A 19,066-nucleotide genomic window follows, 5' to 3' on the forward strand; every position below is an offset into this window, starting at 1 on the left:
CTACCTGTCACGCGTTAAAAACTTTTTCATCTCATTGAGTGAAAATGTATTCACGACATTTGCTTTTGGTGTCCATCCTTTTCTTGCAGCTGTGACACCGACGTCCATATGATCGAGCATAGCGATGTTGTGTGCATCTGTATTGATCATGATGTTCACACCCGCTTCGTTTGCTTTCATTAAATGCTCTGTTTTTAAATCAAGTCTTGACGGGTTGCTGTTGAGTTCCAGTGCAGTGCCCGTTTTTTTCGCAAGCTCTATGAGCTGATCAATATTTAAGGCATAGCCGTCTCGTCTACCGATCAAACGGCCAGTTGGATGGGCAATTAAATCCACATGCTGATTATTCAAGGCATTTTCTAGGCGCTCCATAATGACTTCCTCCGGCTGAGAGAAGCTAGAATGAATAGACGCAATGACAAAATCCATGTCTGCTAGAAAGTCATCATCATAATCTAACGATCCATCCGGCAGAATATCCATTTCGACCCCTTTGAAAATGTGAAAATGCTCGAATTCTTGATTCAGCTTGTCAATTTCTTTTGCTTGCAAACGCAAACGTTCTTTTGTTAAACCGTTTGCTACTTTTAAATATTGTGAGTGGTCTGTGATCGCCATGTATTCATAGCCTTTTGCGATACATGCCTCTGCCATTTCGCGAATAGAAAAAGCGCCATCACTCCATGTCGAGTGCATATGAAGGTCGCCTTTGATATCTTTTCGGTCTACAAATTGCATACTTTCTTTATACGAATCAATCTCTGCTCCGGTTTCACGAATTTCTGGCGGAATGAGCGGTAGTTGGAAATGTGCATAAAAAGCGCTTTCGTCTTCAAATGTTTTCACATCCCCAGTTTCGATCGTTTCAACCCCATATTCACTAATACGCTCACCGCGCTCCTTCGCAAGCTGTCGCATACGAATGTTATGATCTTTTGAGCCAGTGAAATGGTGCAGCGTTGTTGCAAATTGGTCTGTTGTCACAAGCCGGAAATCTACACTGATTTCAAAATCAAGTGCAAGCATGACCGATACCTTCGTATCACCGCTCGCAATGACATCTTTGACATCATCAAGAGCAACAAGTTGTTCTCTCACTTGTTCAGGATTATCAGTCGCAATGATGTAATCTAAATCTTTGACTGTTTCACGCGCACGTCTTAAACTGCCCGCTCTTGAAAAACGGATGATTCCCTCCATCTGTTCCAGCGCATGATCAATTCGTTCTGCCACATCTAATGCAAAACCAATTGGCAGTCGTTCTGGCTGCTTTCCCGCCTCCTCAAGAGCGGCAAGAATCTTTTCTTCTGTTTTTTTGCCAAACCCAGCAAGCGTTTGTACTTTTTCCGCTTCACATGCTTCTTTTAAAGACTGTGCATCGTGAACACCAAGCTCTTGGTAGAGCTTAGCAATCTTCTTCCCACCGAGTCCTTGCAATTTTAAGAGCGGGACAAGTCCTTCAGGCACTTCTTTTTTTAATTGTTCGAGTGTTTCAGACTGTCCTTTTTCGATATACTCTGTGATCACAGCAAAGGTTCCTTTTCCAATGCCGGGTAATGCTAATAGGTCATCTATTTGAGAAAGACTGCGGTCATCTTGTTCCAGTGCCGCAGCTGCTTTACGAAAGGCAGAAATTTTAAAAGGATTATCTCCTTTTAGCTCCATATAGACTGCAATTGTTTCAAGAAGTTTGATAATATCTTTTTTATTCATCTCTCATCCTCCAGCCGCTTTGGCATCTTCCTATATAAATATACAAACTTTCCCTTCATCCTACAACTTTCTGTCATGGAATGAGAAAAAACTTCTCCAAGAAAGGAGAAGTTCTTAAACTCCATACGTCGACCAGAGGTCTTTGACAAGACCGGACAGGTAAGGGGTGCTATTTACGATCACATCTGCTAACATTGATTTGCTCATCATGGCTTGAAGCGCATCGACTGGAAGTAATGCAGCCACAAACAATAGAATAAACACAAATAGATAGGTTTCAAGAAATCCTAAAACAGCGCCAAGCAGTTTGTTGACCTGTTTAATCACAGGGATACTTGCAATGGTTGTGAGCAATCCGCCGATGATAGCGAGCAGGATTTTGGTCAAGATAAACAGAATGATAAACGCAATGGTATTATAATAAGCTGTTTCTAGATTCCCACTAAAGAAAGCGAGCTGCGCTTGACCGCCGCTAAAATTAGGTGCTGGAATCCACGTAAGCTGTGGTGCAAGTGACTGATAAAACATAGAAGCCACTAAAATAGAAACAACAAAGCTAATCAATTTAATAAATTGAAGAATAAACCCGCGTTTTAGACCGACAAGCGTTCCCATAAGAAGCAAAAACAAAATGATGATATCGATCACGGTAATTTCATTCCTTTTCTTTTAGATGAAGCTCTAGTTTTTCGTATTGCTCTTTTAATTTCAAGTAGTCGTGGACGACATTGACTGCTGTCAGTACAGCTAATTTGTTTATATCAAGGTATGGATTTTTTTCATTGATTTCTCTCATTTTATCATCAACAATTGAAGCAACATGTCGCATATGCATCTTCGTTTCTTGGCCGATGATCGTATAGGACTGTCCGTAAATCTCAACTGTTGTTTTCGTTTTACCGCCGTCAGACAACGTTTCTCCTCCATTCCACGAGAATCCTAGTCTCTATCATAACATGTTTAGACATTGAATGGAAAGACGAGCCCTTCCCTGTTATGGTACACTTTAGAAATCAATGATATCAAGGTAAAAAGGAGTTATCCACTGTGCCCCAATCCGTCTTAAAAGCAACATCAGAAGACATGAAAAAAATGAAGAGCGTGTACGCTCAGCATTTAACTGACATTTTGCCGCCAGGCGCTCTTTTTCAAGCAAAGGTTCCCGGCTGTACGATTACAGCCTACAAATCTGGAAAAGTACTGTTCCAAGGACAAAAGGCAGAAGCTGAAGCGAGTCAGTTCAACAATTTACAAGCAGCTGAAACAAAAAGCAAAAAAACACCATCCATCACACAGTACAGCCCACCACCCGGCATTGCTTCCATGTCGGTTATTGGCTCAGATGAGGTCGGTACTGGCGATTATTTTGGACCCATTACGGTCTGTGCGGCTTATGTTGATTCCAGTCAGCTTGCTCTCATGAAAGAGCTCGGGGTGAAAGACTCAAAAGGACTAAAAGATCCGCAGATTATCAACATTGCCAAAGACTTGATCAAAACCATCCCCTTCAGCCTTCTCGTGCTTCGGAATGAAAAATACAATGCGATGCAAGAAAAGGGCATGAGCCAAGGGAAAATGAAGGCACTGCTTCATAACCAAGTCATCACCTCCGTGCTAGAAAAACTGGATGGCAAGAAACCAGAAGCCATTCTCATTGACCAATTTGCCGAACCAGGCATTTATTTCAGGCACCTTGCGGGGAAAAAGATTATTCGGGAGCGTACATATTTTAGTACGAAAGCAGAAGGCATCCACTTATCGGTTGCTGCAGCTTCTATTATTGCAAGGTATGCTTTTTTAATTGAAATGGATAAATTATCAAAAGCAGCGGGCTTTGACATTCCAAAAGGGGCCGGTCCGCATGTTGACAAAGCGGCAGCAAAGCTGATGAAACAGCACGGCGAAGAGGCTTTACGCCAATTTACAAAACTTCATTTTGCCAACACCCAAAAAGCGAAAAAATGGTTATAATCAAAAAAGAGCTATCGCGCATAAAGCGATAGCTCTTTTTATTATCCGCGCAAGACGGCTTGATACGTATCTTCTAATGCTTTCAATACGTTTGTATGAACAGCCGTGACTTCTTCCTCGGTCAACGTTTGTTCTGGGTTTAAATATTGCAGAGAGAATGCAACAGATTTCTTGCCTTCTTCCATATGCTCACCCTCATACACATCAAAGACGGAAAGGTCTGTGAGCAATTGGCCGCCAGCTTCATAAATGACTTGCTCAAGCTGTCCGCTTGAAATATGCTGATCTACGACAAGTGCGATGTCTCTTGTCACTGCTGGGAATCTCGGAATAGCCGTATATTTCATATCCTCTGTTTCAGACGTCATTACATCTGTTAAATCAAATTCAAATACATACGTTTCTTTTAAATCTAATTCCTTTTCCACTACTGGATGAAGTGCAGCTACAAAGCCAATCACTTTTCCATTTAAATGAACATCGGCTGTACGTCCTGGGTGAAGGCCCTCACGCTCTGCTTGAACATACGTGATCTCTTCTGATACACCAAGCTTTTCAAACAGCCCTTCTGCAATACCCTTCGCTACATAAAAATCGACAGCTTTTTTCTCGCCCTGCCAAAGATTTTTATGCCAAAGACCTGTCAGAGCACCTGCCACATGCTCTTTCTCTACTGGTTTTGCGCCTTCCGTTTCCGCTAAGAAAACAGAACCTGTTTCGTAAAAGGCAAAAGAATCAGCTTGTCTTGCTAAGTTATATGCGACAGAATCAAGTAAGTTTGGCAGAAGGCTTTGTCTCAGCACACTGCGTTCCTCACTCATTGGCAGGGAAAGTCTTGTTTGATAAGCTGAATTTAAAGCAAAGGCTGTGGACTTATGCTGATTCGTTAATGAATACGTAATCGCTTGAGAAAGCCCTGCGCCCTCTAAGAAACGTCTCACCTTTCTGCGCTTCACTTGGTATGGCGTGAGACCGCCAACGGTACCAGCTGTCGCAGGCAGTGTAGATGGAATATTGTCGTATCCGTATAATCTCGCGACTTCTTCAATGAGGTCCTCTTCAATCGTAATATCCATTCTGCGGGAAGGAACCGTTACGACAAGCACATCATTTGATTCACCCACAGTAAAGCCTAGTTTGTTGAAAATCTGAATCATATCTTCTTTTGAAATGCTCATGCCAAGCACCTTGTTCACACGCTCAGTTGATACGTGGATGACATTCATACTTGTTTCAAGGTGGTTTTCCTCAACTGTACCACTTAGCACTTCGCCACCTGCATACATACTGATCAATTGCGCTGCTCTTTCGGCTGCTGATTTCGTCCGCTGCGGATCGAGCCCTTTTTCAAATCGTGTGCTTGATTCACTGCGAAGCCCTAAGTCTCTAGATGCTTGACGGACGGTTTGACCGTTGAAATATGCCGCTTCTAAAAGAATCGTTGTCGTCTCATCACGCACCTCTGATTCAAAACCGCCCATGACACCTGCAACAGCATGCGCTTTTGTGCCATTTGTAATGACAAGATGCTTCGAAGACAATGTACGTTCTTGTTCATCCAGAGTTTGAATCATTTCATTTTCAGCCGCTTTACGAACGACCACCTGCTTTGAACCAAACCGGTCATAATCAAAGGCATGTAGAGGTTGACCGTATTCAAGTAAGACAAAATTCGTAATATCCACGACGTTGTTAATTGGGCGGATACCTGCATTCATCAATCTTGTTTGCATCCAAAGTGGTGCTGGTCCAATCTTTACATTTTTAATGATCTTCGCTGCATAAAGTGGATTCGCTTCTTGATCCTCAATTTTAACAGAAATATAGTCTGCTGCTTTTTCAGAAGAAGTGTCATGCGCTGTATCAGGAAGCTTGATGTCTCTCCCTAAAATGGCAGCAACCTCATAAGCCACTCCTAGCATATTAAGGGCATCGGCACGGTTTGGTGTTAAGCCAAGTTCAAGTACCGCGTCATCTAATTGAAGCGCTTGAAGGGCATCATCTCCTGGTTTCACGTCATTCGGGAAAACAAAGATACCTTCTGCATATTCTTTTGGTACGAGCTTGCTCTCTACGCCTAATTCTTGCAGAGAACAAATCATGCCATGAGACTCTTCACCGCGCAGTTTTGCTTTTTTAATTTTAAAGTTTCCAGGAAGGACTGCACCAACCGTTGCGACGGCCACATGCTGTCCTTTATCCACATTTGGAGCCCCACATATAATTTGCACCGGTGCGTCTTCGCCGATATCAACAAGACATTTGTTTAATTTATCCGCATTCGGATGCTGTTCACGTTCAATGACGTGTCCAACGACAACACCTTTGATGCCTTCGCCTTTATACTCAACGGCTTCCACTTCAATTCCGCTTCTTGTGATTTTCTCTGCTAATTCATCCGGCTGAATGCCTTCTAAATCGACATAGTCCTCTAACCATTTATATGAAACAAACATGTTGATTTCCTCCTCTTAGTCCTGCTTAAATTGCTTCGTGAATCTAATATCATTTGTGTAGAAATGACGAATGTCATCTATGCCGTATTTCAGCATCGCAATACGTTCAACACCCATTCCAAAAGCAAAGCCTTGATAAGTATCTGGATCAAATCCGCTCATTTTCAATACATTCGGGTGTACCATTCCTGCACCTAAAATTTCAATCCAGCCTGTTCCTTTACATACAGAACAGCCTTTCCCGCCGCATTTAAAGCATGACACATCAACTTCAACGGAAGGTTCTGTGAATGGGAAAAAGCTTGGGCGCAGTCTAATTTCACGATCTTCACCAAACATTTTTCTTGCGACTGTCTCAAGCGTTCCTTTGAGGTCACTCATGCTAATATTGTGATCGACCACAAGTCCTTCAATTTGCATGAATTGATGGGAGTGAGTGGCATCATCGCTGTCACGTCTATACACCTTACCAGGGCAGATGATTTTCACAGGGCCTTGGCCTTTATATTTCTCAAGTGTACGTGCTTGAACGGGTGATGTTTGCGTTCTCATGAGTGTGTCTTCAGTAATATAGAAGCTGTCCTGCATATCACGTGCCGGATGTTCTTTTGGAAGATTGAGCGCTTCAAAGTTATAGTAATCTGTTTCCACCTCTGGGCCCTCTTCAACGGTATAGCCCATGCCGATAAATAAATCTTCAATATCTTCTACGACAATCGTTAATGGATGTCTTGCCCCAATTTTGATCGGACTTGCTGGTAATGTGACATCAATGGTTTGAGAAGCCAGTTTCTTTTTCACTTCTTCTGCTTCTAGCTGCTCATTTTTTTCAGCAATGGCACCAGCAATCTGCTCTCTCACTTCATTTGCAAGTGCGCCCATTTTTGGTCTTTCTTCAGCGGAAAGCTTGCCCATTCCGCGCAGCACTTCTGTAATCGGACCTTTTTTCCCTAAATATTGAACACGAATATCATTGACTTCTTTGAGCGAGCTGGCTGCTTCTACCTTCGCTATCGCTTCTGTTTCAAGCTGTTTTAACGTTTCTTGCATGAGTGTTATCCTCCTTTTAATATACAAAACCGTCTGAATAAACGGGTGTTTGATTGTTTGAAGACAATAAAAAAACCCGCCCCTCCAAAAAAGAAGGGACGAGTTGTGGTCGCGGTACCACCCTTGTTAAGCACAAATATATGTGCGAATAAGCTTCATTGACATAACGGAATCAAACGAATCCGGTTCACCTTTACGCAAAACCTGCGGTCCCGGTGACAACTCCAGAGGTGAATTCCTGTTTCAGCATTCCTTAAATGCACTTTCAGTCTACGATGCATTCTCCCTAATAGGACGCTCCGTGAAACAATCTTCCTCTATCATGGTTTTTAAAATATTAGTTTCATTATAGTGAAAAATAGGACGTGATGCAACACTATCCGCGCAAATGATAGACAAGAACCGCTGCTGCCACAGCCACATTTAATGATTCCGCTTGTCCGTACATTGGAACATATAAATTTTGATCTGTCATTTGAAGAATCTCTGGATCAATACCTGCTCCCTCGTTGCCTACAATTAACGCAAATGGACCTTCTGATGCTATGTGTCTATACTCTTTCGCATCTTTTAAAGCACTCCCATATACGGGTATACCTTGCGCCTTTAATGCTAGAATTGTCTGTTGTAGTGTTTGTTTGAAGATAGGCAGGTGAAAATGAGACCCTTGTGCTGAACGGAGCGTTTTTCCGTTAAACGCATCAACGGTTCCATCCCCTAGAATCACAGCATCAAGCCCCGCTGCATCTGCTGTCCGAATGAGTGTGCCTAAATTCCCCGGATCCTGCACTGCATCCAACAGAAGCATTCGTTCATACTTTTTCTCCTCAAATACAGGAATTGTACAAACCGCTGCGATTTGCTGAGGTGTTTCCGTTTCCGTCATCGCAGTAAAAGCCTCTTCACTTAATTCATACAGCTCAATGTCAGGCTCGATGTCAGCAGGGAGCATGTCAGGCGTTGCGACCATTAACTCTTTTACAACCCCGCTTTTCAATGCTTCTTCTACTAAGTGTTTTCCTTCAACAAGGAATAGCCCTGTTTTCGTTCTTTCTTTTTTTGTATGGAGCTTTTTCCATTGTTTAATGTGTGCGTTTTTAGCTGATTCTATATATTTCAAGCGACTTTAACTCCTTTAAATATCATGAATTTATTATATCTCAAGCACACTACATAATAAACCTGTCTTTGAGACAGAATAGGGCTATCACCATCAAAAAAGGAGTGTGGGCAATGGATTTTAATTTAAGAGGCGCAGTGATTCAAAACATTACTGGCCATAATCAAGAGCAGCTTGAGCATACGATTTTAGATGCGATTCAAAGTGGCGAGGAAAAAATGCTGCCAGGGCTTGGCGTTTTGTTTGAGGTGTTATGGCAAGAGGCATCAGAAGATGAAAAAAATGAAATTCTTGAAACATTAGAGCAGGGCTTAAAGCCTGAGCATCAGCAATAACAAGAAGCCGGTTTGCTTATCTATGAGCAAGCCGGCTTTGTTCATTTAGCCAGTGATTGGCGTCTCCATTCGAAGAGCTGGATCGCGCCAAATCTCGATCCATTTTTTAATAGCGAACACGATAATGACAAAACCTAAAATCAGCATAATCATCGAAAGCACGGCGTTCAGTACACTGTAGCCAGATGCTTCAGGATTGAGATAGACATTCGCAACCATCCAATAACCCGCATAATTCACCGTCACATATAAGTAAGCAAGTGGAATTAAACAAGTCAACATATACCGTCTTTTATCCGCAATTTTTAATACAACCGTCGCCCCAATGATTAATCCGACCGAGGCCATTAATTGGTTTGACACGCCAAAGAGTGCCCAAATGGATCCAATGTCTCCAGAGTAAAGCAAGTATCCCCACATAAAACAAGCAAGTGCACTTGCAAAGACTGACCCTGGTACCCAGTCATTTCGTTTCAGCGGTTTATATGCTTCTCCAAAGAAGTCTTGGATCAAATATCGCGCGACACGGGTTCCTGCGTCAATCGCCGTTAAAATAAAGACGGCTTCAAACATAATCACGAATTGGAAGAAATAAGAGGCCAAATGACTAAAGAACGGAATACCCGTAAAGATGTACGCCATCCCTACAGCTAATGTAACAGCTCCACCTGTTCTTCCTTCTAAGTCAAGACCGATTTCTTTGCTTAGTTGAGGAAGATTCTCGACACTCATACCAAGCGTACGGAACACTTCAGGTGTACTATTAATTGCAAAATAATCTCCCGGATGAAGCGCAGTAGCGGCAATTAACGCCATGATTCCCACTAAACATTCTACGAGCATCGCGCCAAACGCAACCGGCTTCATATCACTCCAACGATCTAGCATTTTTGGCGTTGTGCCAGAGCCAACAAATGCATGAAAACCAGAAATCGCACCACAAGCAATGGTAATCGAAATAAAAGGCCATACAGGTCCAGCTAAGACAGGCCCTCCTCCATTTACAAACTCCGTAAACGCCGGAAATTGGATGGTTGGATTAACCACAAAGATTCCCGCAATCAGCGCGATGAAAACACCAATTTTCATAAAACTGCTTAAATAGTCTCTTGGTGCCAAAAGCAACCAAACCGGCAGGGCCGCAGCAAAAAAAGCATAGATTGGCAGGGCAAGAGCAAGCGTTTTTGTATCAAGTGTTAACAAATCTCCAAGTGCTGTTCCTTGAATATTCGGCCCAAGGAATACCCCCAACATCAGTAATATGAATCCCGCAGATGTCGCCAGCTTTAAATTGCCAGTCTTTTTATAATAAAGGCCGACTCCCATCGCTATTGGAATGGTAATACCAACTGCAAAGGTTCCCCAAGGATTTCGTTCTAAAGCATGAAGCACAACCATGGACAGTCCTGCCATTGTAATTGTAATAATAAATAACATGGCGAGCCCTGTGCAAAATCCTGCCACAGGACCAAGCTCCTCTTTCGCTACCTCGGATAGTGATTTCCCCTTTTTTCGCATCGAAGCAAACAAGACCACAAGATCATGAACAGCTCCGCCAATCACCGCTCCAATTAAGAGCCAAAGGAGACCAGGTAAATACCCAAATTGTGCGGCTAAAATCGGACCAACTAATGGACCAGCAGCGGCAATTGCAGCAAAGTGATGCCCAAATGTGACCCATTTGTTTGTTGGCACATAATCTTTCCCATCCTCGAGTGCATGAGCCGGTGTAGGATGATCATCTGTGACCTTTAATACCTTCACCATCATAAACGTGCCATAGAGGCGATAGGCAATCGCTAAAATACACATCGATCCTATCACAATTGAAACCGCATTCATTTAACCATCCCCTTTGTATAAACAATTTGTTACAAATATAACATAAATTGAGTGATTTTTCTTTCTTTTAAAACCAAGTTGACAAATAGGAATAATTGATTTAATCTAAAATAAGCTTCACCTACTTCCATAAACTCTCTTTTGACAGAGCCTCAATTGGCTCTGTCCTTTTTATTGATTTCATCTTACATAAATACAAGATGGATCACATGTGCCTTCCTCACTAGAAAAATATCACTTCATTTACTGAAAACAGTTCTTTTGACACAACTTACATTCCAGATTTCATTTCCTGGGAAATTCAACGCAATTAAAAAACCTTTCCCCATACTGAGGAAAGGTTTCATCATTAAGAACCGTACGTAATTTGTTCGACCGTTTTTTGATCAAGTCTTTTGATGACTTCTGTTAAAAGCTTCACCGCATTTTCATAATCATCTCGATGAATCATGGCTGCATGGGTATGAATATATCTGCTTGGAATCCCGATGGATAGTGATGGAACGCCATGACCTGTTAAGTGAATACCTCCAGCATCTGTTCCTCCACCTGGCATGGAATCATATTGATAAGGGATGTTTAATTCATCTGCAGTTTGGACAACAAAATCGCGAAGCCCTTTATGAGAAACCATGGAAGCGTCGAATACGACAATCGTTGGTCCTTTGCCAAGTTTGCTTGTTGCTTCTTTTTCAGTAATACCTGGTGTATCACCTGCTACTCCAACATCAATAGCAAATCCAATATCAGGCTGGATGGTAGCTGCAGCTGTTTTAGCTCCTCGCAAGCCAACTTCCTCTTGGACAGTTGCTACACTGTATGCAATATTTTCATGCTGAGTATCCTTTAAATTCTTCATGACATCAATCGCTACTGCACAGCCGATACGGTTGTCCCAGGCTTTTGCAAGAAGCATTTTTTCGTCATTCATTACCGTAAACTCAAAGTAAGGTACGATTTGATCTCCAGGGAGGACGCCCCATTCCATTGCCTGTTCTTTGCTCGAAGCCCCAATATCAATGAACATATCTGTGATTTCGATTGATTTCTTTCGTGCTTCTGGTGATAAGACATGTGGCGGTTTAGAACCAATCACACCTGTAATGTCTCCTTTTTTCGTCACAATGGTGACACGCTGCGCCAGCATAACTTGTGACCACCAGCCACCGACCGTTTGAAAACGAATATAGCCTTTGTCATCGATTTTTGTCACCATGAATCCTACTTCATCTAAGTGACCAGCAAGCATCACTTTAGGCCCGTTTGCATTTCCTTCCTTCTTAGCAATTAAACTGCCAAGGCGGTCTGTAGAGACTTCATCCGCATATGTTTCTATGTATGACTGCATGACTTTTTTTACATCACGTTCATTTCCTGGAATCCCTTTTGCATCCGTTAGGTCTTTCAGCATAGTTAATGTTTGATCTAGTTTTGTCATTCTGTGTATCCTCCTTTTTCTTCATGGTGCATTCTTATTATACAAAACCTCTTTCGTTCAATACGATCTTTTTATGAATATTTTTTCGTTAATCGAAATATTTTTTAAAAAAAAGTTGAAACCTTTTGTCTTTCTCATTCGTAGTACATCAGATAACGGTATTGGAGGTGCATCCTGTCATGTTTGTCATCCTCATTAGACTTGCTCTTGTTGCATTGCTTGTCTATATTTTCTACATGGCGGTAAAATTCTTCTCAAACCCGAGAAGAAAGCTGAAACAAGCACAATTAAAAGAAGGCTTTTATTTTATGGACGAACAGCAAAATGCCCGTAAAAATTTTAATTTCGTCTATAAAGGTGTCTTGTTTGAAGGGGAGAAGCATGTTCCTTCTAAGGATCATCCTCTGTTTGTCCACTCCATTTACGTTTGGACGGAGTCACCTGAGAAGCTAAATGAATTCACATTAGAAGACTTTGAAAAACTTGAGGAAAACATCATTGAACGGTATCCTCAAACAAAAATTGATTGGGATCAGCCCATCAAAAAAATCAAACAAAAAAAGGGAGCAGACACGCCGATTTAACGGCGTCTGCTCCCTTTTCAGATGAGATTGAGATAGACCAATATCACCAATTGGACAACAATTAAAGCAGGCATACCCATTTGAAAGGCAGGATGCTTTGTTTTATGACGGAAATACTGCATGCCAAGAAATGACCCAGCAGCACCAAAAAGTACTGCAGCACTCCATAAGTGCGCTTCTGATATTCTCCATTTGTGTGCTTTCGCCCGGCGTTTATCCTCTCCCATGAGACAAAACCCATAGACATTGACCAAGATGAGCAGCACGATCAGAGCGATATTCATTGATTTCACCTCACATGATGAGAAAAAAAGATCACTCCTTGGCGGAATGATCTTTTATATGACTTACTTGTCTAGTTGTGCTTTTGCAGCATCAGCAAGCTGGTTGAATGCGTTTAGGTCATTCACAGCAAGATCAGCAAGCATTTTGCGGTTTACTTCGATACCAGAAAGCTTTAAGCCATGCATTAAACGGCTGTAAGAAAGACCGTTCATACGAGCTGCAGCATTGATACGAGTGATCCATAGTTTACGGAAGTCACGTTTTTTCTGACGACGGTCACGGAAAGCGTAGTTTCCAGATTTCATCACCTGTTGGTTTGCTACTTTATATAATCTATGTTTTGAACCGAAATAACCTTTTGCTAATTTAAGAACCTTTTTACGACGCTGACGCGACACAGTTCCGCCTTTTACTCTTGGCATTGTAATTCCCTCCTATGTTTCCTATTCCAGATTACTTGATGTTTGCAAGTTGTTGTTTGATACGTTTGAAATCTCCAGCACTTACGATTGCGCTCTTACGCAATTTACGTTTTTGCTTTGTAGATTTGTTAGCGAACAAGTGACTTGTGTACGCATGAGAACGTTTAAGTTTACCAGAACCTGTTTTTTTGAAACGTTTAGCAGATCCGCGGTGAGTTTTCATTTTTGGCATTGGATGTTTCCTCCCTCTGTTACTTTTACTTTTCGACTTTTGGTGCAAGCATGAGGAACATGCTGCGTCCGTCCATCTTAGGTTTTGTTTCTACTGTTGCTACTTCAGCGCAAGCTTCAGAGAAACGGTCTAACACGCGCTGTCCGATTTCTTTATGCGTAATCGCACGGCCTTTAAAGCGGATAGAAGCTTTCACTTTATCTCCCTTTTCAAGGAATTTGATTGCATTACGGAGCTTCGTGTTAAAATCATGTTCATCGATTGTCGGGCTCAACCGAACTTCTTTTAAGCTAATGATTTTTTGATTCTTACGTGCCTCTTTTTCCTTCTTCTGTTGTTCGAATCGGAACTTACCGTAGTCCATGATTCGGCAAACAGGTGGTTTTGCGTTTGCAGCAACTAACACAAGGTCAAGATTGGCTTTCGTAGCAATTTCCAGAGCTTCCTGGCGGGTTTTAATCCCCAGCTGATCGCCATTTTGTCCGATCAAACGAACTTCACGCGCACGAATACCTTCATTAACTAATTGATCTTTGCTAATAGTGAGCCACCTCCATGAGATTTTGAATTGAGTTCACAATTCATTTTGACCATTTCGTTGTATGTTTTACAGGCAAACAAAAAGTGTGGGCATATAAAACACCCACACTGCGAACATTTGCATGAAAAAATAAATGTACGGTCAACCTGTCAACTACAAACATGTGTCAATCAGGTGAGAAGCGGGTGCTTCTGCTTGTGATATCTATTCAATTCGTTAACTATTCTACACAATTTTCATTTGTCCGTCAAGTAACCGAACTCTTGAAACAACTTTTTCATTTTAGCATGACGAAACGATTTGGGCAAGCTTTTTTCAAACAATGCTGCGATTAAAGAATCAATTGCAAGAAGATTGGGATGACAATTACGGTGACAACCCCTACTACCACCACAGCGATACTCGCCATTGCCGCTTCCACTTCCCCCATCTCAATCCCAACAGAAACGCCAAGCGCATGTCCAGATGTACCAAGTGCAAGGCCTTTGGCCACTGGGTTTTTAATCCGAAACAATTTTAAGAAGAAGGCACCTAGCGCATAGACAATCACCGCATTAAAAATGACTGCAAAGGCTGTAATATCTGCAATTCCGCCAATATCTTTTGCAATTGGCAAAGCAATCGCTGTCGTCGCTGCTTGTGGGAGCATGCTTTTCATAACAGCAGCATCAAGATGAATCCCTTTTGCTACTACATAAACAATCGTAATAGAACAAAGTGAGCCGACAAAAATAGCGGATAGAATTTGCCACCAGTATTTCTTCAGCAGTGCTCGCTGTTTATAAAGAGGAATCGCAAACGCGATGGTCGCAGGCTCTAAGAAAAACTTGATAATCTTACCGCCTTCATTATAATCTGCATAGGAAAAACCGCCAATTTTCAAAAACAAAATGCCTAACACCATGGCAACAAATAGCGGGGTGAATAAGAAGAAACCTTTAGACTTTTTAAATAAAAATGTGCCAATTCCAAAGGCCACTAATGAGACGACAATGCCAAAATAAGGACTCATAGTACTTGTACCCATCTTACACCTCTCCTTTAATGCGTAGTTGAAGCTGGTTTATTTGAATGAGAAGGAGTGGATTTGCTCTCCTTTGTCTTTTGACGCTGTGGTCTTTCTGATAACTGCATCAGAAGCTGAGAGAACAGCCCAGTGGCGGCAAGTAACATAATGGTTGCAATGATAATCACACCCACTACCTGTACCCCTACTTCTTGCATGACACCTAATGATTGAATGACTGAGATACCAGAAGGAACAAATAGAAAACTAATAAGACCTGTCAATGAGCTACCTAATTGCTCTACTTGCTCTAGTTTCACAATCTTTGTTGTTAATAAAATAAATAATAGAACCAAACCAATAACAGATGCTGGCATCGGAATCGGTAAATACATTGAAATGAGATTAGAAACGAACATTACCGTTGCAAAGATAAATGCTTGAGATAGAAATCCATATACTTTTGTGGCACTCATGCCCTTTCACCTCTTTCTTCGACTGCCCTCAGTATATGGCATGAAACAAACAAATGAAGCGTTTACAATAAAACTCACCTAATATCCTGACTGAAATGCAGAAAATGAGGATTGAAATGCAAATGAAAAAAGCCGCCCTATTCTAATAGGAGCGACTTCTTTAGTTCTTTCGCATATGTTAGGCTGACAGGGACGATAGACCCGTCTGTCATATGAAGATTATACGTTGAATTAAACCAAGGCTGCACTTCTTTCATATGAGACGTGTTGACGATATAGCTTCGGTGAACTCTCATAAAATAAGCCTCAGGTAATTTCTTTTCAATGACCACAAGCGGTTCTGTCACCTCATACATATGATCTCTTGTTTTCACAACCTTTTTTCCTTCACTAAGCCCTACATACATAATCTCGTCAACCTGCAAGATCACAATAGACTCATCGACAGAGATCGCTAATTTTTGGTTGTGAGAAAATTTGTCTTCTGAAAGAGACGGTTCCTGCGTCTCAATAGCTTTCCACTTCTTAAACTTTTGCATCGTTTGCAACAGCCGCTCTTCATCAAAAGGTTTTGTTAAGTAATCTAGTGCACTCACCTCAAACGCCTTCAGCGCATATTGATCAAATGCTGTAGCAAATACAATCGCCGGCGGATCAGACATTCGGTTGAGTCTTTTGGCAATATCAAACCCATTCTCGCCTGATAAATCGATATCTAAAAAGAGCAAATCGGGCTTATGATCGACCATCCGGTCAAAAGCAGATTCTATATTTTCCGCTTCCTCTATTTGAACATTCTCTTTTGTTCTTTGTAACAAATATTTTAATTCGTCTCTTGCTAAAACTTCATCATCTACAATCAATACCTTTATCAACGAGAATCATCCTTTTTTACATAATCCATTGGAATGCGAAATGAGATGTCAGTACCATTGCCGCTATGAATGGATAAAGCAGCTGGCCGGCCAAAAATTCCTCTTAGCCGCTGGTCTAAATTATAAAGTGCTGTACCTGTTCCTTCTTTTGATTCAACTGGCGATTTTAATAATTGAGCCATCTTGTCGTCTTCAATCCCCTGGCCATTATCTGTGACTTTCATATAGACATGCCCATCTTTTATCAAAGCGGATACGATGACTTCACAATTTGTTTGATGTTTAGGAAAAGCATGTCTCACTGCATTTTCAACAAGCACTTGAAGCACAAAGGGAGGGATCATGACCTGTTCCAGCTCTTTTTCAATTTGAAAGGTCACTAGATATTTATTTGGAAATCTCGCTTGCTCCAGTGATAAATAAGCCTCCACATGCTGAATTTCTTTATGCATTGGAATAAGCAGCTGGCGAGCACCTTGTAAATTCGATCGAAAATAAATACTCAGCTGTAGTAGCAACTTCCTTGCCATCTCTACATTCGTTCTACACAAAACGGAGATGGTGTTAATGGAGTTAAATAAAAAGTGCGGATTCACCTGGGCCTGAAGCGCCTTGATCTCTGCATCTTTCAGCAGACGGCTTTGGGTCTCAGCCTCCCCAAGCTCAAGCTGTGTGGAAAAGAGCATCGCCAAACCTTCTGCAAGCTCCTCTTCTACTCTGCTTAATCCGACTGGAGAATTGAAATACATTTTTAATGTTCCAATTGTTTGACCATTAGACGTGAGAGGAAGCACTATGGCTGCTTCAAGCGGGCAGTGGGCGACTGAACAATTGATTTCATCTTTTGAGTGCGCCTTCATAATCTTCCCACTTATCAACACTTGCTTAGACAGTCCTGTAATCAGGCTTTTCGATGGAATATGATGATCTGTTCCATCACCGACATGCGCTAAAATCTTTTCCGTATCTGTTAAGAAGACAGCATCTGTTTCTGTTAAACGATGAATGATTTCTGCCACACTTTTACATGATTGTTCGTTTAGCCCTTGCCGGAAATAAGGAAGTGTCTGATCTGCGATAGAAAATACCCGATGCGTCTGCATCGCTTTTGCCTGCTCTTCCTGACGAATCACTGACTGTAAAATAGATAAAAAGATAAAACTCCCGATTCCATTCACAAAGATCATTGGCAGCGCAATAATACTCACAAGGCCCCAAGCATCAGCAAATGGCTTCGTAAACAGAAGGATAATGACCATTTGTAAAGATTCCATCGCTACACCAAAAATCGCTGCTTGCCGCGGTGTGACCATTCGATTCTTCCGCTTAAATCGCCTGCCGACATAGCCTGCAATCACACCGGCTAAAATGGAAGAAATTGCACAGCTAAGCGCGGTGCTCCCTCCTAGTGAATAGCGATGAATGCCAGCTAAAAGCCCAGCACCAATCCCAACAAACGGCCCCCCTATTAAGCCGCCCATTTCGATCCCCATAATTCTCGTATTGGCGATAGAACTTGATGAGCCTAAGTGATATGAAAATTCGTGGTTCATCACAATCTGCTGCTGGATTTCAATTCCAGTGTAATTGCTGATGATACTAAAAGAAGCAAAGATAAAGACAAGGATTGCCTTTTTTCGAAACCCTTGATTATGTAGTAAGAGATTGCGAAAGCCCTTGACATGGGCAAGCACAAATCCCAAAATAACGATGATTCCTACACGCTCAATCATCATAATAATTAAATGAAGCAAACCGGCCACCTCAATTGATGTATGTGATATCTACTGTCTATCTATTCTATCATGCACGGTCAATGCTCAAAAATCTCTCAAATCTTTTCTTTATTGCCCTCTCCTTCTATTGTAAAATGAACATGAGCCTGTCACATGCAATTGAGGGTAACTACATACATAACAAGGGAGAAGATCATGAAAGCCGTATTTTTCGATTTAGATGATACTTTGCTTTGGGATGAAAAAAGCATTCATACCACTTTTCAGGAAACATGCAGGGAAGCGGAAAAGAAATATGGACTTGATCCAGAATCGTTTGAACAGATTGTGCGTGAAGAAGCAAGAAAGCTATACTCTTCTTATGAAACATATGATTATACTGTTATGATTGGCATTAATCCTTTTGAAGGACTGTGGTCTAATTTTAGTGAGCCGATTAGCGAAGGCTTTCAAAAGCTGAACGCCCTTGCACCAGAGTATCGCAAAAATGCTTGGACGAACGGCTTAAAAGAGGCAGGAATTGACGATGAAGCATTTGGTCAATACTTAGCAGATTTCTTCTCAGCAGAGCGCAGAAAACGCCCGTATGTCTATGAAGAAACGTACCCTGTTTTAGAGCGCCTGAAGGGCACTTATGAATTACTCCTTTTAACAAATGGAGATCCTAGTCTGCAAAAAGAAAAACTTGCAGGTGTTCCGGAACTTGCCCCTTACTTTAATGAAATTGTGATTTCAGGAGATTACGGAAAAGGAAAGCCTGATCCTGGCATCTTTGAGCACTGCCTTCAGCTGTTAAATCTCACAAAAGATGACGTCATCATGGTAGGAGATAATCCAAAAACAGATATTCTCGGCGCTTCTCGCGCTGGCATCCAAACCGTTTGGATCAATCGTCATGGCAAGAAAAATGAAACAGATGTGACACCAGATTATGAAATTAAAGACTTACACGAATTGTTTGATATTTTAAAATAAACCATAGGA

Annotated in this window: 20 protein-coding genes and 1 other annotated feature; of the genes, 4 read left to right on the top strand and 16 right to left on the bottom strand. The window is 41.6% G+C overall.

Annotated features, from left to right (window positions below):
• The 3 genes from polX to zapA all read right to left on the bottom strand — a co-directional run bounded on the left by polX (position 1) and on the right by zapA (position 2,626).
• Positions 1-1,713, bottom strand: a complete 1,713-nt coding sequence (polX, locus tag AC0VYC_RS13020; RefSeq protein WP_178930442.1) for a DNA polymerase/3'-5' exonuclease PolX — start codon at positions 1,711-1,713, stop codon at positions 1-3.
• Positions 1,714-1,827: 114 nt separating this feature from the next.
• Positions 1,828-2,361, bottom strand: coding sequence for a CvpA family protein (locus tag AC0VYC_RS13025; protein WP_039166871.1), 534 nt, complete (start codon positions 2,359-2,361; stop codon positions 1,828-1,830).
• Between the two features lie 7 nt (positions 2,362-2,368).
• Positions 2,369-2,626: a cell division protein ZapA gene (zapA, locus tag AC0VYC_RS13030; RefSeq protein WP_008345998.1), complete on the bottom strand. Its 258-nt coding sequence runs from the start codon at positions 2,624-2,626 to the stop codon at positions 2,369-2,371.
• 134 nt (positions 2,627-2,760) lie between these two features.
• Between zapA and rnhC the strand changes: the two genes are divergently transcribed.
• Positions 2,761-3,684, top strand: a complete 924-nt coding sequence (gene rnhC / locus AC0VYC_RS13035; protein WP_327855099.1) for a ribonuclease HIII — start codon at positions 2,761-2,763, stop codon at positions 3,682-3,684.
• Positions 3,685-3,725: 41 nt separating this feature from the next.
• Here rnhC and pheT read toward each other — a convergent pair whose 3' ends face one another.
• The 3 genes from pheT to AC0VYC_RS13050 form a co-directional block, all read right to left on the bottom strand.
• On the bottom strand, positions 3,726-6,140 hold the full coding sequence (gene pheT, locus AC0VYC_RS13040) for a phenylalanine--tRNA ligase subunit beta (protein ID WP_039168856.1): 2,415 nt from the start codon (positions 6,138-6,140) through the stop codon (positions 3,726-3,728).
• A gap of 15 nt (positions 6,141-6,155) precedes the next feature.
• Complete coding sequence (pheS, locus tag AC0VYC_RS13045) at positions 6,156-7,190, bottom strand: phenylalanine--tRNA ligase subunit alpha (protein WP_008346004.1); 1,035 nt, start codon at positions 7,188-7,190, stop codon at positions 6,156-6,158.
• Positions 7,191-7,566: 376 nt separating this feature from the next.
• Positions 7,567-8,310, bottom strand: coding sequence for a TrmH family RNA methyltransferase (locus AC0VYC_RS13050; RefSeq protein WP_475388637.1), 744 nt, complete (start codon positions 8,308-8,310; stop codon positions 7,567-7,569).
• A 113-nt stretch (positions 8,311-8,423) separates the two neighbouring features.
• On the opposite strand from AC0VYC_RS13050, the gene sspI reads away from it, so the two are divergent.
• Positions 8,424-8,645, top strand: a complete 222-nt coding sequence (gene sspI / locus AC0VYC_RS13055; protein ID WP_008346010.1) for a small acid-soluble spore protein SspI — start codon at positions 8,424-8,426, stop codon at positions 8,643-8,645.
• A gap of 45 nt (positions 8,646-8,690) precedes the next feature.
• On the opposite strand, the gene cstA is transcribed toward sspI, so the two are convergent.
• A complete protein-coding gene (gene cstA / locus AC0VYC_RS13060) occupies positions 8,691-10,487 on the bottom strand; it encodes a carbon starvation protein CstA (protein WP_039168858.1) in 1,797 nt (598 codons plus the stop codon).
• Positions 10,488-10,836: 349 nt separating this feature from the next.
• A complete protein-coding gene (locus AC0VYC_RS13065) occupies positions 10,837-11,925 on the bottom strand; it encodes a M42 family metallopeptidase (RefSeq protein ID WP_017358255.1) in 1,089 nt (362 codons plus the stop codon).
• Positions 11,926-12,104: 179 nt separating this feature from the next.
• Between AC0VYC_RS13065 and AC0VYC_RS13070 the strand changes: the two genes are divergently transcribed.
• Positions 12,105-12,509, top strand: a complete 405-nt coding sequence (locus AC0VYC_RS13070; RefSeq protein WP_057079222.1) for a hypothetical protein — start codon at positions 12,105-12,107, stop codon at positions 12,507-12,509.
• 17 nt (positions 12,510-12,526) lie between these two features.
• Here AC0VYC_RS13070 and AC0VYC_RS13075 read toward each other — a convergent pair whose 3' ends face one another.
• From AC0VYC_RS13075 to AC0VYC_RS13110, 8 genes are all read right to left on the bottom strand, one after another.
• Positions 12,527-12,793, bottom strand: a complete 267-nt coding sequence (locus tag AC0VYC_RS13075) for a DUF1294 domain-containing protein (RefSeq protein WP_008346019.1) — start codon at positions 12,791-12,793, stop codon at positions 12,527-12,529.
• A 63-nt stretch (positions 12,794-12,856) separates the two neighbouring features.
• Positions 12,857-13,216, bottom strand: coding sequence for a 50S ribosomal protein L20 (gene rplT, locus AC0VYC_RS13080; RefSeq protein ID WP_007501659.1), 360 nt, complete (start codon positions 13,214-13,216; stop codon positions 12,857-12,859).
• Positions 13,217-13,247: 31 nt separating this feature from the next.
• On the bottom strand, positions 13,248-13,448 hold the full coding sequence (rpmI, locus tag AC0VYC_RS13085) for a 50S ribosomal protein L35 (RefSeq protein ID WP_003216324.1): 201 nt from the start codon (positions 13,446-13,448) through the stop codon (positions 13,248-13,250).
• Between the two features lie 25 nt (positions 13,449-13,473).
• Positions 13,474-13,989 carry a translation initiation factor IF-3 gene (gene infC, locus AC0VYC_RS13090; RefSeq protein ID WP_024718649.1) on the bottom strand — a complete coding sequence of 172 codons (516 nt, stop codon included), beginning with the start codon at positions 13,987-13,989 and terminating at the stop codon, positions 13,474-13,476.
• Between the two features lie 71 nt (positions 13,990-14,060).
• Positions 14,061-14,192, bottom strand: a sequence feature (ribosomal protein L20 leader region).
• Positions 14,193-14,320: 128 nt separating this feature from the next.
• Entirely contained in the window at positions 14,321-15,016 is a 696-nt protein-coding gene (lrgB, locus tag AC0VYC_RS13095; RefSeq protein WP_172673019.1) for an antiholin-like protein LrgB, read from the bottom strand.
• A gap of 14 nt (positions 15,017-15,030) precedes the next feature.
• Positions 15,031-15,471 carry an antiholin-like murein hydrolase modulator LrgA gene (gene lrgA / locus AC0VYC_RS13100; protein WP_041092522.1) on the bottom strand — a complete coding sequence of 147 codons (441 nt, stop codon included), beginning with the start codon at positions 15,469-15,471 and terminating at the stop codon, positions 15,031-15,033.
• 137 nt (positions 15,472-15,608) lie between these two features.
• Positions 15,609-16,346 (bottom strand): LytR/AlgR family response regulator transcription factor, encoded by a 738-nt coding sequence (locus AC0VYC_RS13105; RefSeq protein WP_475388642.1) that lies wholly within the window; start codon positions 16,344-16,346, stop codon positions 15,609-15,611.
• Positions 16,343-18,100 carry a LytS/YhcK type 5TM receptor domain-containing protein gene (locus AC0VYC_RS13110; protein ID WP_475388644.1) on the bottom strand — a complete coding sequence of 586 codons (1,758 nt, stop codon included), beginning with the start codon at positions 18,098-18,100 and terminating at the stop codon, positions 16,343-16,345. The genes AC0VYC_RS13105 and AC0VYC_RS13110 overlap by 4 nt, the downstream gene beginning before the upstream one ends.
• A 177-nt stretch (positions 18,101-18,277) precedes the next feature.
• Between AC0VYC_RS13110 and AC0VYC_RS13115 the strand changes: the two genes are divergently transcribed.
• A complete protein-coding gene (locus AC0VYC_RS13115; RefSeq protein ID WP_327861916.1) occupies positions 18,278-19,057 on the top strand; it encodes an HAD family hydrolase in 780 nt (259 codons plus the stop codon).
• The last annotated feature ends 9 nt before the right edge of the window (positions 19,058-19,066 follow it).

Source organism: Bacillus sp. iso_77 (assembly GCF_056173625.1).

What these genes read in the sequence shown, in the direction of transcription:
- polX (WP_178930442.1), bottom strand. Translation starts at nt 1,713, where the DNA reads ATGAATAAAAAAGATATTATCAAACTTCTTGAAACAATTGCAGTCTAT.
- pheT (WP_039168856.1), bottom strand. Translation starts at nt 6,140, where the DNA reads ATGTTTGTTTCATATAAATGGTTAGAGGACTATGTCGATTTAGAAGGC.
- pheS (WP_008346004.1), bottom strand. Translation starts at nt 7,190, where the DNA reads ATGCAAGAAACGTTAAAACAGCTTGAAACAGAAGCGATAGCGAAGGTA.
- sspI (WP_008346010.1), top strand. Translation starts at nt 8,424, where the DNA reads ATGGATTTTAATTTAAGAGGCGCAGTGATTCAAAACATTACTGGCCAT.
- cstA (WP_039168858.1), bottom strand. Translation starts at nt 10,487, where the DNA reads ATGAATGCGGTTTCAATTGTGATAGGATCGATGTGTATTTTAGCGATT.
- AC0VYC_RS13065 (WP_017358255.1), bottom strand. Translation starts at nt 11,925, where the DNA reads ATGACAAAACTAGATCAAACATTAACTATGCTGAAAGACCTAACGGAT.
- AC0VYC_RS13070 (WP_057079222.1), top strand. Translation starts at nt 12,105, where the DNA reads ATGTTTGTCATCCTCATTAGACTTGCTCTTGTTGCATTGCTTGTCTAT.
- AC0VYC_RS13075 (WP_008346019.1), bottom strand. Translation starts at nt 12,793, where the DNA reads ATGAATATCGCTCTGATCGTGCTGCTCATCTTGGTCAATGTCTATGGG.
- rplT (WP_007501659.1), bottom strand. Translation starts at nt 13,216, where the DNA reads ATGCCAAGAGTAAAAGGCGGAACTGTGTCGCGTCAGCGTCGTAAAAAG.
- rpmI (WP_003216324.1), bottom strand. Translation starts at nt 13,448, where the DNA reads ATGCCAAAAATGAAAACTCACCGCGGATCTGCTAAACGTTTCAAAAAA.
- lrgB (WP_172673019.1), bottom strand. Translation starts at nt 15,016, where the DNA reads ATGGGTACAAGTACTATGAGTCCTTATTTTGGCATTGTCGTCTCATTA.
- lrgA (WP_041092522.1), bottom strand. Translation starts at nt 15,471, where the DNA reads ATGAGTGCCACAAAAGTATATGGATTTCTATCTCAAGCATTTATCTTT.
- AC0VYC_RS13115 (WP_327861916.1), top strand. Translation starts at nt 18,278, where the DNA reads ATGAAAGCCGTATTTTTCGATTTAGATGATACTTTGCTTTGGGATGAA.